Origin of the sequence: Methanogenium cariaci JCM 10550 (genome assembly GCF_001315945.1) — an archaeon.
GTDB classification, from domain to species: domain Archaea; phylum Halobacteriota; class Methanomicrobia; order Methanomicrobiales; family Methanomicrobiaceae; genus Methanogenium; species Methanogenium cariaci.
This window is the reverse complement of record NZ_BBBG01000004.1, coordinates 75,660-89,896: the sequence shown is the minus strand read 5'-3', so window position 1 is coordinate 89,896 and position 14,237 is coordinate 75,660. Positions and strand designations below refer to the sequence as shown.

General features: G+C 49.4%; 16 protein-coding genes and 1 pseudogene. 3 read left to right on the top strand and 14 right to left on the bottom strand.

Annotated elements, in window-relative coordinates; all coding sequences use genetic code 11:
* Window positions 1-112 precede the first annotated feature (112 nt).
* Window positions 113-370, top strand: a complete 258-nt coding sequence (locus JCM10550_RS22085) for a hypothetical protein (protein ID WP_062397492.1) — start codon at window positions 113-115, stop codon at window positions 368-370.
* 198 nt (window positions 371-568) lie between these two features.
* On the opposite strand, the gene JCM10550_RS22080 is transcribed toward JCM10550_RS22085, so the two are convergent.
* The 11 genes and pseudogenes from JCM10550_RS22080 to JCM10550_RS22055 all read right to left on the bottom strand — a co-directional run bounded on the left by JCM10550_RS22080 (window position 569) and on the right by JCM10550_RS22055 (window position 9,000).
* The gene (locus JCM10550_RS22080) at window positions 569-982 is read right to left on the bottom strand and encodes a hypothetical protein (protein WP_245618789.1); all 414 of its coding nucleotides are present in this window, start codon (window positions 980-982) and stop codon (window positions 569-571) included.
* A 46-nt stretch (window positions 983-1,028) separates the two neighbouring features.
* Window positions 1,029-1,163, bottom strand: a pseudogene (locus JCM10550_RS22075) (FmdE family protein); the annotation flags it as partial.
* Window positions 1,164-1,375: 212 nt separating this feature from the next.
* The gene (locus JCM10550_RS05220) at window positions 1,376-1,963 is read right to left on the bottom strand and encodes an SAM-dependent methyltransferase (protein WP_062397490.1); all 588 of its coding nucleotides are present in this window, start codon (window positions 1,961-1,963) and stop codon (window positions 1,376-1,378) included.
* A 102-nt stretch (window positions 1,964-2,065) separates the two neighbouring features.
* Window positions 2,066-2,488, bottom strand: coding sequence for a PadR family transcriptional regulator (locus tag JCM10550_RS05215; RefSeq protein ID WP_245618769.1), 423 nt, complete (start codon window positions 2,486-2,488; stop codon window positions 2,066-2,068).
* Between the two features lie 280 nt (window positions 2,489-2,768).
* Window positions 2,769-3,734, bottom strand: coding sequence for a hypothetical protein (locus JCM10550_RS20450; RefSeq protein ID WP_218185137.1), 966 nt, complete (start codon window positions 3,732-3,734; stop codon window positions 2,769-2,771).
* 90 nt (window positions 3,735-3,824) lie between these two features.
* A complete protein-coding gene (locus JCM10550_RS20445; RefSeq protein WP_218185136.1) occupies window positions 3,825-6,314 on the bottom strand; it encodes an acyl-CoA dehydratase activase in 2,490 nt (829 codons plus the stop codon).
* Window positions 6,214-6,741, bottom strand: coding sequence for a hypothetical protein (locus JCM10550_RS20440; RefSeq protein WP_245618768.1), 528 nt, complete (start codon window positions 6,739-6,741; stop codon window positions 6,214-6,216). The genes JCM10550_RS20445 and JCM10550_RS20440 overlap by 101 nt, the downstream gene beginning before the upstream one ends.
* Window positions 6,742-7,216: 475 nt before the next feature.
* Window positions 7,217-8,098 (bottom strand): PHP domain-containing protein, encoded by an 882-nt coding sequence (locus JCM10550_RS22070; RefSeq protein ID WP_245618767.1) that lies wholly within the window; start codon window positions 8,096-8,098, stop codon window positions 7,217-7,219.
* On the bottom strand, window positions 8,016-8,306 hold the full coding sequence (locus JCM10550_RS22065) for a hypothetical protein (RefSeq protein ID WP_245618766.1): 291 nt from the start codon (window positions 8,304-8,306) through the stop codon (window positions 8,016-8,018). The genes JCM10550_RS22070 and JCM10550_RS22065 overlap by 83 nt, the downstream gene beginning before the upstream one ends.
* Window positions 8,306-8,809 carry a hypothetical protein gene (locus tag JCM10550_RS22060; RefSeq protein WP_245618765.1) on the bottom strand — a complete coding sequence of 168 codons (504 nt, stop codon included), beginning with the start codon at window positions 8,807-8,809 and terminating at the stop codon, window positions 8,306-8,308. The genes JCM10550_RS22065 and JCM10550_RS22060 overlap by 1 nt, the downstream gene beginning before the upstream one ends.
* Window positions 8,773-9,000, bottom strand: coding sequence for a helix-hairpin-helix domain-containing protein (locus JCM10550_RS22055; RefSeq protein ID WP_245618764.1), 228 nt, complete (start codon window positions 8,998-9,000; stop codon window positions 8,773-8,775). Before JCM10550_RS22055 ends, JCM10550_RS22060 begins: the two co-directional genes overlap by 37 nt.
* 810 nt (window positions 9,001-9,810) lie before the next feature.
* On the opposite strand from JCM10550_RS22055, the gene JCM10550_RS05200 reads away from it, so the two are divergent.
* Together JCM10550_RS05200 and JCM10550_RS05195 are read left to right on the top strand one after the other, a co-directional pair.
* Complete coding sequence (locus JCM10550_RS05200) at window positions 9,811-10,368, top strand: META domain-containing protein (RefSeq protein WP_062397488.1); 558 nt, start codon at window positions 9,811-9,813, stop codon at window positions 10,366-10,368.
* Between the two features lie 20 nt (window positions 10,369-10,388).
* A complete protein-coding gene (locus JCM10550_RS05195) occupies window positions 10,389-10,991 on the top strand; it encodes an META domain-containing protein (RefSeq protein WP_245618783.1) in 603 nt (200 codons plus the stop codon).
* 178 nt (window positions 10,992-11,169) lie between these two features.
* Here the strand turns inward: JCM10550_RS05195 and JCM10550_RS05190 are convergent, their stop codons facing one another.
* The 3 genes from JCM10550_RS05190 to JCM10550_RS05180 are packed head-to-tail and all read right to left on the bottom strand — an operon-like array spanning window position 11,170 to window position 14,139.
* The gene (locus tag JCM10550_RS05190) at window positions 11,170-12,858 is read right to left on the bottom strand and encodes a PGF-pre-PGF domain-containing protein (RefSeq protein WP_157199947.1); all 1,689 of its coding nucleotides are present in this window, start codon (window positions 12,856-12,858) and stop codon (window positions 11,170-11,172) included.
* Window positions 12,759-13,511, bottom strand: coding sequence for an LVIVD repeat-containing protein (locus JCM10550_RS05185; RefSeq protein ID WP_062397482.1), 753 nt, complete (start codon window positions 13,509-13,511; stop codon window positions 12,759-12,761). The genes JCM10550_RS05190 and JCM10550_RS05185 overlap by 100 nt, the downstream gene beginning before the upstream one ends.
* A complete protein-coding gene (locus JCM10550_RS05180) occupies window positions 13,459-14,139 on the bottom strand; it encodes an LVIVD repeat-containing protein (RefSeq protein WP_218185134.1) in 681 nt (226 codons plus the stop codon). The genes JCM10550_RS05185 and JCM10550_RS05180 overlap by 53 nt, the downstream gene beginning before the upstream one ends.
* Window positions 14,140-14,237: the final 98 nt, after the last annotated feature.

The window sequence follows — 14,237 nt, the reverse complement described above, 5'->3', positions numbered from 1 at the left end:
CTGATGCCTCAATTTCTTCGGGAGAGATTCGCATCGATAAAGGCGGACCGAACGGTGCCTCTTCTTTTTTGCATTCAATGATTACAAGGCGACCGCCTGTTTTCAGGATACGGTGTATCTCCGAAAACAGCATCTCCCTGATGGCGGCAAGATCGACTGCGTGAAGTACGGTGGAAATGAAGCAGAGATCAATGCTTTTATCATCAAAGGGCAGGGGGGTTTTCGAATGTCAGAGGAAATTGCCGTGAGATTCTCAAGATCGAGGGATGCCGCTCTTGTGCGCAGACCTTCGAGGAGATGTGGTTGGATGTCCGTTGCATATACATGCCCCCCCTCCATACCCACTTCGCGTGCGGCGGCAACCGAATAATCTCCGGAGCCACACCCGATGTCCAGGAAGATATCCCCCCCTCTTTGAGGTCCAGTTCCTGGTAAATTCGTACGGGATTATGCATCCAGTAACTGCTCGGTCCCTTTTTATGCGTGTGCCTGCTGCCGGTGTGGCACACGTTTTTCTGGATTTGTCTGTTGTCCATAGGCAAACTCGGTAGTATGAACCATCCTGGTATCAGGACTTATTTCTGGATCCCCGTAGATCCCGCTCAACGATTCCCTGGCCATTGACCTCAATGTACTTTTGGGTACACATATAGCATTTCCCTCGTTGAAGGCCACGTTGCCTGACTTTTGTCGCCATCAGAACTTCGCCGCAGTCGGGACATACGACACTGCCTGTTATCGGTGCATAATCCGGAATATCCGGAATGACGGCCTCTGCCTCGAGCAGTTTTTCAAAGGGGAGCTGTATCAGTGCAAACGCTGCCTCACGTGCAACCTCTCTGAAGCGTATCTCCTCCTCTGCGGTGCCCGTACGGTTGACGATCACTTTTTCCATCAGTGGATAAAATTCCGGCGCAGCCTCTTCGACATAGAGATGAAATTCCGGTCTTACCTGTACTCGTACCCCCTGTCTTTCTTCCACGAATGGCAAACGTGACGGCGTGTTTTCCAAGGTCACGATATATGAGGGAGTTATTGCCCAATGTGCACCCGGAAACAGCCTGTATGCCATCCGCGAAACAGGCATTTACTTCAACAATTGCGAGGAGTTCCTCCATGATACCGTCGGAATGGAGGCAGTTCCCCCCCTGGAGCTGTTCCATCCCGTACAATGTGGCCATCACTCCGAGTGCACTCCCCCCCGGACAATAGTGACCGTGTATTTCTGCGGTTTTTACCAGACAGGTTGCCGTATCTGCCTTTCGAATAGCTTCTGTGAATTGCCTTCGCGGGTTTTCTCTGAGCTCTTTAACTGTCCGATCATTCAGGACACCTGAGCAGAACGCTGTTCCGCTTTCTTTCGGTTTTGATTGATTCATTGTAATCCTCTGCGTATTTCTCTCTTCTTCGAATTCCCCATGATCCTCTGCATCCAGTCGGGTACACTGACATCATCCTGCGGGAATAGGTCTCCTACATACGGTTTGATGTCGATGACCGGACTTTTGTCAATGGCATCCAGACCCGATACTATCAGTCGGTTTTGCAGTCTCTCCCGTAGGCGGACAATGGTCATGAGGATAGGATTGGGGGGGCGGGCGGGACTGTATGTGGCATAGATTCCCTTCATTGGATAATGACCGAGGCCAGCGGGATGTACTCGTTTCAGGGATCGGCCCTCTTCCGGCACTTCGTGACCCCCCCAATAGAGTACTACAATATGTGAGTATTCATCGATGCCATCGAGGAGATCGGAAAAATCCTCATCGACGATGATCTCCGACAGCCTCTCCAATGGATTTTGAAAATTAAGGAGCGAGGAAGCATCACCGCTATTCAGTCTGAGTCCGTCTTCGTTGGCAATAAGTGCCGGGTTTTTTACGTCGTTTTTGATAATCCCCCCCACCGGCAGAATGTGGATCGTGGCCCCCGATTCTGCTGAGGATGTATATGATCTGTCCATTGTAATTCGTACCTCCGTATCCGTTCTTCAGTCGGATTGGTCTAAAGCTCCTTGATCTCTTCAAAAACACCATTCAGAAGCTCGATTGCCTTCTGTTTCTTCTCATCCGGGAGGTGTTCTGCATAGAATCTGATATCCATCAGAAGATAGATGAGAGAGATATTTTCCTCCCCCAAAGATCTCCAGATGCATTTTTTTGAAAAAATTTAGTTTATCTTCAGACTGCTCTTTTTTGTTCCTGAAGTCGGTGATGGTTTTTTCTCCGGATTCAGTCAGTTCATATATCGTTTTTGAGCGTTTTCCAACCTCTTTTACCTGGATGAGTCCCTCTTTCTCAAGTGATTTGAGTATTGGGTATAATGTCCCCCCCTTATTCGGAACCCATGTCCCGTTTGTTTTTTCCGCGATCTCTTTGAGAAGGTCATATCCTGATTTTGGTTCTTTTTCCATTGAGTGAAGGATGATGATGGTAAGCAATCCTCTGTCTTTGCCTGGTTCCAGGCTGAATTTCCATAAGTTATTCATATTATCTGCTCGTTGGGTTGCTTTGTGTGGTGTACAAATGGATCGTAGTCGACACAATAGTCTACATCTAACCGTTTGATAATAGACATTGTATCATACCAATCAGATAAGTGTTATGATCCGATTATAACAAATTACAAATTATTATTACTGACATTCTCTTATCCAGGGATACTTTCCAGTATATCACCTTTAGGAGAGTCTCTGACACCTGTGCATGAAACGAATGGTGCACACACTGACAGGTGCGGCACCACGAAGAATCTTCATCATCAACGGTTCACAAATAAAGGAGGAAGGATTCAACCTTTGTCTCATCATTTTCATTCAGGGTGCCGTCAAAAGTCAGGTTCAGCACCGGAGGTGTACTGGCATCTGCAAAGGCCGGGTGCAGGATCCCAAGGGCAATCCCGGTATTTTCATACATAGATGCAACAGTTATCGCTCCATCGACATTCGGCCCGTCTCCCAGAAGTTTCGCTCCCCCCCGGTATCTGCCAAATGCACCTGCATAGTAGCCCATCGTCGCATCAGCATTCTCCACCAGAGTGTTCAGATTTCGTTCAAACGGACTGAATTCCCCCCCTAACTTTGTGTGTATTTTGGAGATGTGATCTTCCAGCCGCCGCAGTCTTTGCTTTGCGATGCATGCATCTTCCCCCCCATTTATCTGCTCAGTGCAGTCTCTCCAGAGCATCCACATGTATTCAGAGAGGGGGGCGTAGACTACGCGGTGCCCACGTTCTTCAATCCGCCGGAAGGTATGGTTTGTTGTATAGTCATTGAAGAGGATCTGCGGTTCGCCGATTGCACATATGGTCTTCTCATAGGTCCGTGTGGTTTGTGCCAACCTGACTGTATCTGCAAGATCTTCAAGATATTTGATATCAGGGTCGGATGTGCGAATCCATTCGTTGATCAGATCCTGGTACATTATTCTGGTATTGGGTGGTGCAGCCCGAACAATATCTCCTGCAAGCATAGTGTAAAAGATATTTTCACATAATTCACCGTCACCGGCAAGGATGTCCTCCAGGTAGGGCGATACCATGGCAATTTCTCTGTTATTCTCTTCATCGAGAATCGTTCGGATAAACCGGCTGTACTGCCCGTCTACTTCTGCCCCCCCTTCATACTGGGGGGGAATAAAGAGTGCTGCTTTGTTCTTCTGAATCTCGGGAGACCTGGTAAGGCGAGCAACATCCCCCCCTGCCAGTGTGGTCATGGAGAAATACTCGTTTGTCACTGTATATCTCCTTCCTGCATCCACCGAGGCGGAATTGCTCTGGGGGAAGTGGTTTTGCATCGATTCCTGCCTGTTTCAGATATGTACTCATTATGTCTGCATAGGGGGGGAGATGTTTGGCAGATAGAGTGTTGTGCCCTCAGGAAGTCCGTTCAGGGTGGTGGAGATCTTTACAGGCGTATGGACCACCTGTTGTGGATAGTTTGCCATATTCTCCGCTTCTACCGTGGGGACTGCCCTGAGACTGTTCACAAATGCCTCGAGCCGGGTAAGCACACCGACACCGGATGAGTGTTCATCGACCTCAATATTCAGGTAGGGTTTTTTGTCCATGATCTCCCTGAAATAATGTGAAAAAACGGTATCGGGCCCGCATCCATGATGTGTCAGAAATATGGCATAGAGGTTCGGGTGTTCTTTGACTATCTGGGCCGCTTCAAGAATATGCTGGCCGAACGGCCAGTATATATTCGGGTGCTCCTGTGAGATATCCGATTCCGGCAGATTATAGAAGGGGATTGTCTTATAGCCAATATCAGCGAGTCGATCAGGAATGCCCAGGTTCAGCACGGGATCTGCAACACCATATGTCTTTGAAATGAGGACAAAGACCTTCTCATCTGGGGAAATATTCTGCATAATCTCCTTTCCGGATGCCTGAATTCGCTCTTCAAACGCGATATATGCGCCCATCCCTTTCTGAAGCGCCTGCTTCGTCTCTTCAGCACCCTTTCCCAGCTTCCTGCCCAGTTCCATGAAGCTGTTCATCGTAAACTCTTCTCCAAGGCTGAATCCTATTGTGGGTGCGAGCAGCACGATCCCTTTTTTGTCAAGCTCCATTGCCCGGTTAACCATCTTAAAGGCAAGCTGCATATACGGACATCCATAGTCCTGTCGGGTATGGGAACCGGGATGGGGGGGAACCGTGTAGAGGTCGGGGGGGAAGAATATGTAGTCCACCTTTTTTTCGACAAGTTCCGCCACGTGACCGTTAATCAGTTTCACCGGATAGCAGGTTTCATCAAGTGAATATTCCTGTCCAAGGCGGATGGTCTCCTCACTGGAAGGTTTGGACATTATCACATTGAACCCGAGATCCCTGAAAAAAGCATTGAACATCGGGTACATACCATAGGTGAAGAGTGCCCGGGGGGGGATGCCAACGGTCTTTTTAGATGCATCAACCGAACCGTCATATCCTTCAAATATGATCTCATTGACACTGGTATTGAATGGTGATTCCTGCGTTGTTTTTGCACTCTCGTCTTCCGTATCCTGAACAGAAAGAATCGAGAGGCCGGGTTCAAATCCCCCCCGGAACTGTGTTTTATTCTCTCCCATCTCCTCACTGGCCAGAATCGCTGCCCCCCCATATGCACCGGTGACACTGAAAAACGGAGGGACGGTCACTTCTTTTCCGGTGAGAGAACGGAACGCATTGACCACTCCCTGATTATGTGCAATTCCTCCCTGAAGAAAGATCTTCTCTCCGATTGGCTTTTGAGCGACGACCCTGTTCAGATAGTTTTTGACAATAGAGTAGCAGAGCCCTGATGCAATATCATCAATCTGCGTTCCCCGGGCAAGGTGCGTGGCGATGCTTGTCTCGATGAAGACCGTACATCTCTCTCCAAGATTGACCGGATTCTGGCTGGCAATTGCGATGTCACCAAATTCAGTGATGGGGGGGATATTGAACTTTTTTAATTGTTCTTCAATGAAGGAACCTGTACCCGCCGCACAGATTTTGTTCATCTGAAAGTCGGTTACGACACCGTTGTGCATGCTGATATATTTTGAGTCCTGACCTCCGATTTCAAATATAGTATCCACGGTATTGTCAATGGCCGCTGCAGCCGTTGCCTGTGCAGTAATTTCGTCTTTGATAACATCGGCCCCCCCAATCATTTTGCCTATCAGGTATCTGCCGGAACCGGTTGTCCCTGCCCCCCCGATGATGGTCACCATGTCTCCAACCTCGGCCTGAAGATCCTTTAGCCCTTTTTGCACTGCTGCGACGGGATCACCCAGTGTCTTTAAGTAGCGATAGGAGATGATTTCGGATTCTTTGTTCATCAGGACGAGGTTTGTACTGGTTGAACCGATATCAACACCAAGATAACATTCCGTGGCTGTACTTGTGGGGGGGCGGAAAGGACTGCAGGAATGTTTTCCTTCACTGTCCCCGCTCCCAAAGGGCATGAGAGCGGCAAGCGGCACATCTCCGTTTTCAGTGCCGTACGGGACGGCTGGCTTTCCTGAATTAATTCGGACCGTATCAAAGCTGATCTGCATATTGTCGCGTTGTGCTATGAGTGCCGCACCGGTGGCGCTGACGTTACCGCAGTATTCCGGGACAACCAGTTCGCCCGGCCCGAGTTCAAGAACGTCTTCAATGATTCGTGCGATCTCCGTGTTTTTCCCGACACCTCCGGCAAGGAGGATGGGTCGTTCAAGCGGGAGTTTTTTTATCACTGCACTACGGTAATTGCGTATCAAAGCGTATGCCAGTCCCTGCAGAATGTCTTCGACAGGCACGCCGTCCTGCTGGTGGTGAATGATGTCCGTTTTTGCAAACACTGCATCTTCCGGCAATTCGTGGAATCGATGTTGCCCGTGCGGCATAGGAGGCATAGTCTTCAATAGTCAGGTTGAGCCGGGATACCTGTTCTTCCAGAAATGACCCCGTTCCTGCTGAGCAGTTGGAATTCATTGATATCCTGATTCCCGAACGGTCGGTATTGGTAAACCCGGTAATGTATTTGGCTGACTCTCCGCCTATTTCAATGATTGAAGAGAGATCCGTCTGTATTGCCTGGCCTCCCTCGACCAGTGCAGGGACATCGTTTACCTGTTCAATACATCCGTGCGAGGTTATTAGTCGGTGTTCACTGCCGGTAACAGCACCAGTGGTGATGGTATCCGTGTTGTATGCAATGGATATATCTGCAAGAATCTTTGCCAGTGTTTCCTGGATATTTCCTTTATGCAGGACATATTTGCTCAACGCAATCCGACCGGTTTCATTGATCAAAGAGACGTTAACCGATGAATATCCGAGATCTATCCCCCCCAGACTGTATGTAGATCGTTTTCGGAAAGATTCGCGTAGTATTTTAGACGAAGGGGTATTCTGTATCGGTTTGTCCGATTCTGTTATGGGTTTTATATCTTCCATTGTTTCACCAATTTTTCAGCCATCTGTCCATGAGGGAGGGTTGGCTGAATGGACGGTATGATTTCAACGGTTTGAATCTATACCATTGGAAAACCTATGTTTGTCGGTTTGCAAATACTTCACCCGAATAAATTTTGGTTTTCTCAAAAAAGCCAAAAACAGTCCATATTCTGCTGTCCGGTTGAATGATATGGATTATTTTGGACACTGCATCAGATTTGATGAGGTTTATACGCATTTTCGATTTTGCGGTTGGTGAGTGGGTGTTCTATCTGCAAGTACTGTCCAAACAGAATACTCCCGCTTATCCCACACTTTTCAGACTGCTCTCACCGTTCCAGCCACGCCCTAACCCCCCCCGCAAGCGTCCGGGTATTGAGCACATCTCCCGTCTCCAGCCATCCCCGGCGGGCCACCGCGACGCCCAGATCAAGATATTGGAGATGTTCGGTTTTGTGGGGGGGGCATCAGTCCCAATACCCATCACAACACCATATGTCCGTGCCCGGCGGGAGTGTATGTCGGAGAGGTCAAGCCGGGTGGGGGGGAACGCGTTTATTTCCATCAGCACGTGTGCCGCGGCCGCTGCTTCAAAGATACTGTCCATATTGAACTGGTATGGCTCCCGTCTTTGGAGGAGACGGCCGGTGGGGGGGTGGCTGACCATATCCAGATGATCGTGGTGGATAGCCGTGAGCAACCGTTCGGTCATCTTTTTTTCCGGCTGCCGGAATCCGGAGTGAACACCTGCTACGACAAAGTCAAGACCCGCAAGGACATCCTTTCTGACATCCAGATTGCCGTCCCGGTCAATATTCGCCTCAATGCCGTGCAGTATGGTGATGCCATCCATCTCCAGGTTCAGTTCGGCAACCTCTTTTGCCTGTTTGTGTATTTTATCGTCTGTCATGCCATGGGCAATGGCGAGTCCTGCGGAATGGTCACAGATGGCGATGTATTCGTATTTCTGCTCCCGTGCCGCCTCTGCCATCTCGCGGATGGTGTGGGCGCCGTCGCTCCAGCGGGTGTGCACATGCAGGTCGCCTTTCAGATCACCGTAGCCAATAAGATGAGGGAGGCGGCCTTTTTCCGCGGCCTCAATTTCACCGCTGTTTTCCCTGAGTTCGGGAGGGATAAAGGCGAGGCCAAGGGCCCCCGTAGATATCTTCCTCCCGCTTCCGGGCAATGATCTCCCCCCCATCCCGTGCAAAGAGACCATATTCATTCAGCTTACAACCCTGTTTTATAGCACGCTGGCGCAGGTGGATGTTGTGGGCTTTTGAACCGGTGAAATACTGGAGGGCAGCGCCGAACTGGTCCTGCGGTATCACCCGCAAATCCACATGAAGGTTCTTTTGGATCACAATCGTAGACCGTTTTGGCCCCCCCTTCATCAACACCCGTTGTACTTCAGGAGGGAGCAGAAATATTCAGATACTGTCTTTGGGTTGTTGGTTGAAACAAGGATATCCAGATCCCCCCCGATCGTCTCTTTTCGCCGCCGGACGGAGCCCGCCAGACAGGCCTTCAAAACTGCCGGGTGGGCCCTGAGCTTCTGCTCGATTTCCTCCGCTTCATGGAGAATGAATCCCAGGAGAAAGCGTGAATGCCACTCCTTTTGTATCTGTAGGTTTTCCAGAATATTCTTCTCTGATTGTTCCCCCCCGAATCCCTTCAGATTACGTACCTTTTTTACCTTTATGGCGGCCTCAAGGTCAACGATTCCGGTAATGCCCAGTTCTTTGTTGAGGACGAGAGCTTTTTTCGGGCCAATCCCCCCCTCGATCTCTCTCAGCTCGTAGAATCCCTTGGGAAGTTCTCTGCGTAATGTGTCCAGATAGGGAAGTGTGCCCTGTTCGATTATGGTCCGTATCTTTTCTGCGATGGAAATTCCCACGCCGGGAATTCTCTCGAGTTCGCCCCCCGGCCATGGATATCAGTGATGTCCTCATCAAGTGTCTCGATGTTCCGGGCCGCCCGGTAATAGGCTTGTGATCTAAACGACGTTCCCTTCAGTTTGAATATATCAGAGATCTCATACAGGATGGCAGCAATGTCTGCGTTTGTCACCTTCTGTCGGGTTATCATTTTACTCTCTTTTCTCTCCGGGTGCCCGGCATCTGAAGCATTCTCCGTGATGCCGGAAGGGAGGGACAGCACCATTAGTGCGTTTGAATATATTAAAGAAACGGGAGCATCGCAGAATCATGTCGCTATGTCGATGATTCACGGTGGGCTGTGATACCACTATCGTCAGGTGAAGAACCATGTGAAGGGGGGGAGGAGAGAATTCAGGCACAAAAAAGAGATCTTCTCCATGACATACCCATTCCTGCGGTGTCAATATAGGAGACAACAGCAGTTATTGAAGATCAGGTATTCAGGTGGATTATGACTGATGTCGGAGTGTATGGATCATGTTCTGGATTTATGAATCCCTGCACTGTTCTTTCATGGATCATGGTGGTATTTATTCTGTGGAATAGCTGCACAAAGCTATGCGTATCAGTATTTATTTGCCATTTTGCAGGGTACCTTTCCGTCATAAATTACTATATGCATCGTGTCTATTCTTATACGGGGGGGATGTCCAGACGGTTTTATGCACTCAGCTCACACAGAACTTCTGCTCTTTGCTATACGGGATCGTTCATGTGAACTTTGATGTTTTCCCTCTTATCCTCTGTTACGACAGGAAGGGGGGGTCCAATGGCCCCGGCAGCGTTCGGGACAAATTAAAAAAGGCCAATATGGATATATTTTTAAAAAATAACCAATTTATGACTACCAATTTATTCGAAGTCAAAGGTTTGTTTATCTATTCTGTTTGACAATGATAGTGTATGGTAAAGAAGAACAACCGAAAAACAGGCAGGTCATTCCTGATGGGAACAGCCCTTGTGCTGGGAATCTGCCTATTCTCTGCCGGGTGCCTTTCCGCATCCCCCCGACACGGATGGGGGGGACGCCATTAATGGAACAGATAACAAAACAGACCGGGCACCGATCCTAAACGGAACGAACTGGCAGCTGACATCCTATGACAACGGTACTGACGGAATGGTCTCTGTCATCGAAGGTTCAAAGATTACCCTGATATTCGATGATGAAGGCCGTATCGCAGGCACTGCCGGGATAAACCGATACTTCGCATCCTACGAAGCCAATGGCGATGCACTCACATTCGGCGTAGCCGGAAGCACCATGATGGCAGGGCCTGAAGACCTGATGACACAGGAGGGCACATACCTGAAACTGCTCAACGAAACTGCAACATTTAGTGGTGTTGGAGATGAACTGAAACTCTACGATTCAGACGGGAAAGTCCTGCTTGTCTTTGAAAAGATTCCGCCGGTCACCGCGGAATCCCTGAAGGGCAGCGAATGGGTGCTTACCTCATACAACAACGGCAATGAAGCAATTGTCTCCGTCATCGCAGGAACCAAATCACCCTGACATTCGATGAAGAAGGTCGTATCGCAGGTTCTGCCGGTGTTAACCGATACTTCGCATCCTACGAAGCCGATGGCGATGCACTCACATTCGGCGTGGCCGGAAGCACCATGATGGCAGGGCCCGAAGAGGCAATGATACAGGAGGGAATCTATCTGAAACTGCTCAATGAGACTGCAACGTTTAGTGGTGTTGGAGATGATCTGAAACTCTTTGATGCAGACGGAACGGTTCTGCTGGTCTTTAAAATGGCCGTGCCCCCGGCACCCGAGCCCCTGACCGGAACCACATGGGAGCTCACCTCATACAACAACGGCAATGAAGCAATTGTCTCCGTCATCGCAGGAACAGAAATCACCCTGACATTCGATGAAGAAGGCGGTATCGCAGGATCTGCCGGGTGTAACAATTACTTCGCCTCCTACGAAACCGATGGCAATGCACTCATCTTCGGCATGATTGGTGCAACAAAGATGTTCTGCGATGAACCCGAAGGAACCATGGCACAGGAAAGCACTTACCTGAAGCTCCTGAACACGGCAGCAGGTTACCAGATTGAGGGGGACACCTTAACTGTGCAGGACTCGTCAGAGAAGATCATATTGACATTCACCGCAGCAGAGTAAGAAACAGACACACACCTCTTTTCACCTCACATACTTTTTTAGACAGAAACGTGATCCTGTGACAACCGGATCATCTGCAATGCGCAGATCTCTTTTTGTATGGCATTCCGAAAGACCGGATCTGCCGGAATTTGCGATACGATGCAAAAAAAGAAGGAACAGAGATTTTCTGCCGGAATCACAGTCTCTTCAGATAAAGAGCAAGTCCCATGCATACCGCCGGAATGACGATCAGGAATGGTGCCGGTGTCGGCTGTGGTGTAGGCTCACTTCCTGGTTCTTCCGGTGCCGGGGGGGTTACGATTGGTGTGATCTCTTCCGTTACCGAGGGGGGGATATCCGTTGTGCCGGAAGTGTCTGATCCGACAATCGCAAGCAAACCGAATCCCGGTGCTTCTGCCTCTGCAACAACGTATTCATCCGTTTCGCCGGTCACATTTACTGCCAGTATGTTCCACTCTCCGGACTCCTCATCATAAAACAGCATTCCGGGCAGAGTATGGTTCGCGGTAAGCCATTGTTTTGGCATGCTGAATGTGTAAACAATCTTTGAGAGAGCAGTAACTTCCGCCTTGTAGAATTTTGAGAAGTCATATTCATAGACAGACGCATTGGGCTCCATATCCTGTGGAATACTCAATTTCTTCTCAACGGTCACCATACATTCAGAAATTCCTTTTACCGGCCAGACGGTCACATCGGTGATGGCGGTATTGTCCAGACTGACGGATGCTTTCTCTCCTGCGTTCAGATCGAGTATCAGGCCAACGCCGGCATTGGCTTTACTGCCGCCGCTCCCGGAAGATCCGGACGGAGATGCTGCCGGTGGCACGGAAACCACACCATACACGGAAAATCCATCGGTGGTTACCTGGAATACTGAATTTTCACCAGAAAAACCTACAAATTTCGGCGTATACGAAACGCTTGTGCCGTCATCCAGCCAGCGTACGATTCGTACACAGTCATTACCGCCGATTGAATTCACCCACGACGTCTTCGCTGAGAAATTGATTGTGGCTTCCTGAATGGATGAATAATTCGTAAATCCGGATTTGGTAAAGTATACGGTGTAGGCAATTTCTTCTATTTCAGGGCATGCAAGGGTGAAGGCATTGCGGGCGTCATCAGCCACTTCTTTACCGATGCTGGTCTCGATTCTGGCCTCACTCTGGTAGTCACCCATGGTGACGGAAAAATCAACTGCTGCTCTACCGATATCGCCGCCAATGGTCGCATTGACCGCAGGCGGGATCATGGTGACACCTGTTACATTGCCCGTATAATTCCCGTTTTGGTATACCGGGGGGGCGCTTTCGGTGTTGATTCTCAGGATTGTCCGGTCGGATTTTATAACGGTAAGAACATTGTCCGGCGTGCCGGCATCACCACCGGCATCTCTCACACGGGACTCATTCACGAGAATCTGCTGACTGCCTCCGTTCTCAGTGATAACCGTGCCGGGTATTTCCAGTGTTGCTGTTTCATCAGCAATTTTTTCCGGCACCTGCTGGATGACGGATATTATTGTTGATACGCTCTGTTCTCCCACATCATCCCGTGATAACGTAAGCACGGCGGTATATTCGGTATCGGGCGTAACGTAGGTGTGGTTAATATTCACGGAAGTGACGTCTCCAAATGTTGAAGAGGTATAGGGAGCGGTGCCGTCGCCGAAGTCAAGTGAGAGGAAATCGGGGTGTCCCTCCCATCCGGCGATGAACATGATGTCCTGATTTGCCGGGGGGGTAAGCTGAGGGGGGGGAATTAACACAGGGTGTGCAAACCCTCCGTCAACGGCAATCTCACTGCCATCGGCAATATTGATAGGGGGGGAAGGGTTGTGAGGGAGTTGATGTTCCCCCAAAGGTCTTCTGCATGCTGAGACACTATGGCCCCGGCATTGAGCAGCGGAGTACTAAGACCGGGTTCAACAACATAGGAGCCGGACAATTCTTCGTAAACTCCCAACTCGATGATCTCGAGATTATTGCTGCCCATACCGGTGACATATGCGTATTTGCCGGAAACGGACACTCCAATGGGTCCATTAATCTGTTCACCGAAAATAGAAGCCGCTTCCACCGGATTCTCCGGGTCGGATATGTCAATGACGGCAAGGGTATTGGAATTCATACAGGCAACACAGGCATAATCACCGGTTACGGAAACGCCAAATGCACCACCCATATTCTCGTTTGAAAGGGAACCTGTCTCTACCGGATTTACAGGATCTGAGATATTGATGATCGCAAGCGTGCCGGTTTCCATGGATGTCACATACGCATAATCACCCCCCCTGGCGAATACGCCCGATGCACCTCTTAAATTGTCATTTGAATAATTCCCTGCTCCCACCGGATTTTCCGGGAGGGATATATCTATGATCTCAAGCAGACCGGAATTGTAGGAGGGGACATATGCATAATCGCCATCGACAAAGATGTCATATGCTGTCTGTAAATTGTTATTTGAAATAAACCCTGCTTCCGCGGGGGTTTGCCGGGTCTGATATGTCAATTATCTCGAGGGTATTCCCATTCATGGATGTCACATACGCATAATCGCCACTGACAAAAATTCCCGCTGCACCCCTTAAATGATCATTTGAGAAAGAACCGACTTCAGCGGGACTGGCGGGACTGGAGACATCGATTATCTCAAGATAATTGCCATTTGAACTGGTTACATATGCATAGTTCCCGCTGACATATACACCAAAAGCGCCATATAGTCTCTCGTTTGAAAGGGAACCTGCTACCACCGGGTTTTCCGGGCGGGAAATGTCAATGATTGTCAGGGAATTTCCATTATAGGATGCAACATACGCATAATCTCCACTGACAAAGACGCCCGCCGGACTCCTGAGAGTATCACCGGAAATACGAGCGACAGAAACTGGGTTTATCTCAGAAAATGAGAGTGTGTCAAGAGTAACTTCTGCATCGGTGTTCAGGGAAAGTGTCACGCTGCTTCCGGATTTGAGTTCTTCGGAATATGTGGCACGGATATCAATGGTTGAGCCGATACCATACTCACCATCCGGTGAGATGGAGGTGATGGATAACAATTCAGGTGGGATTATGTCGATAATGGTAAATCCGTCCACACTCCAACCCGTTTTTCCGTCCGGGTTTGTAACGACCACGGTCATGTCGCCTCCACGGGCGTCCGTGAGATCGAAAGTACAGCTGATGTGAGTTCCATAATCATCAACAAAATCATCGACAACGACATCTGTTCCGG

Bases quoted from the DNA above. Each gene is read 5' to 3' on its own strand.
- JCM10550_RS05220 (WP_062397490.1), bottom strand. From the start codon at position 1,963: ATGGACAGATCATATACATCCTCAGCAGAATCGGGGGCCACGATCCAC.
- JCM10550_RS05215 (WP_245618769.1), bottom strand. From the start codon at position 2,488: ATGAATAACTTATGGAAATTCAGCCTGGAACCAGGCAAAGACAGAGGA.
- JCM10550_RS22065 (WP_245618766.1), bottom strand. From the start codon at position 8,306: ATGAAGGGGGGGCCAAAACGGTCTACGATTGTGATCCAAAAGAACCTT.
- JCM10550_RS22055 (WP_245618764.1), bottom strand. From the start codon at position 9,000: ATGATAACCCGACAGAAGGTGACAAACGCAGACATTGCTGCCATCCTG.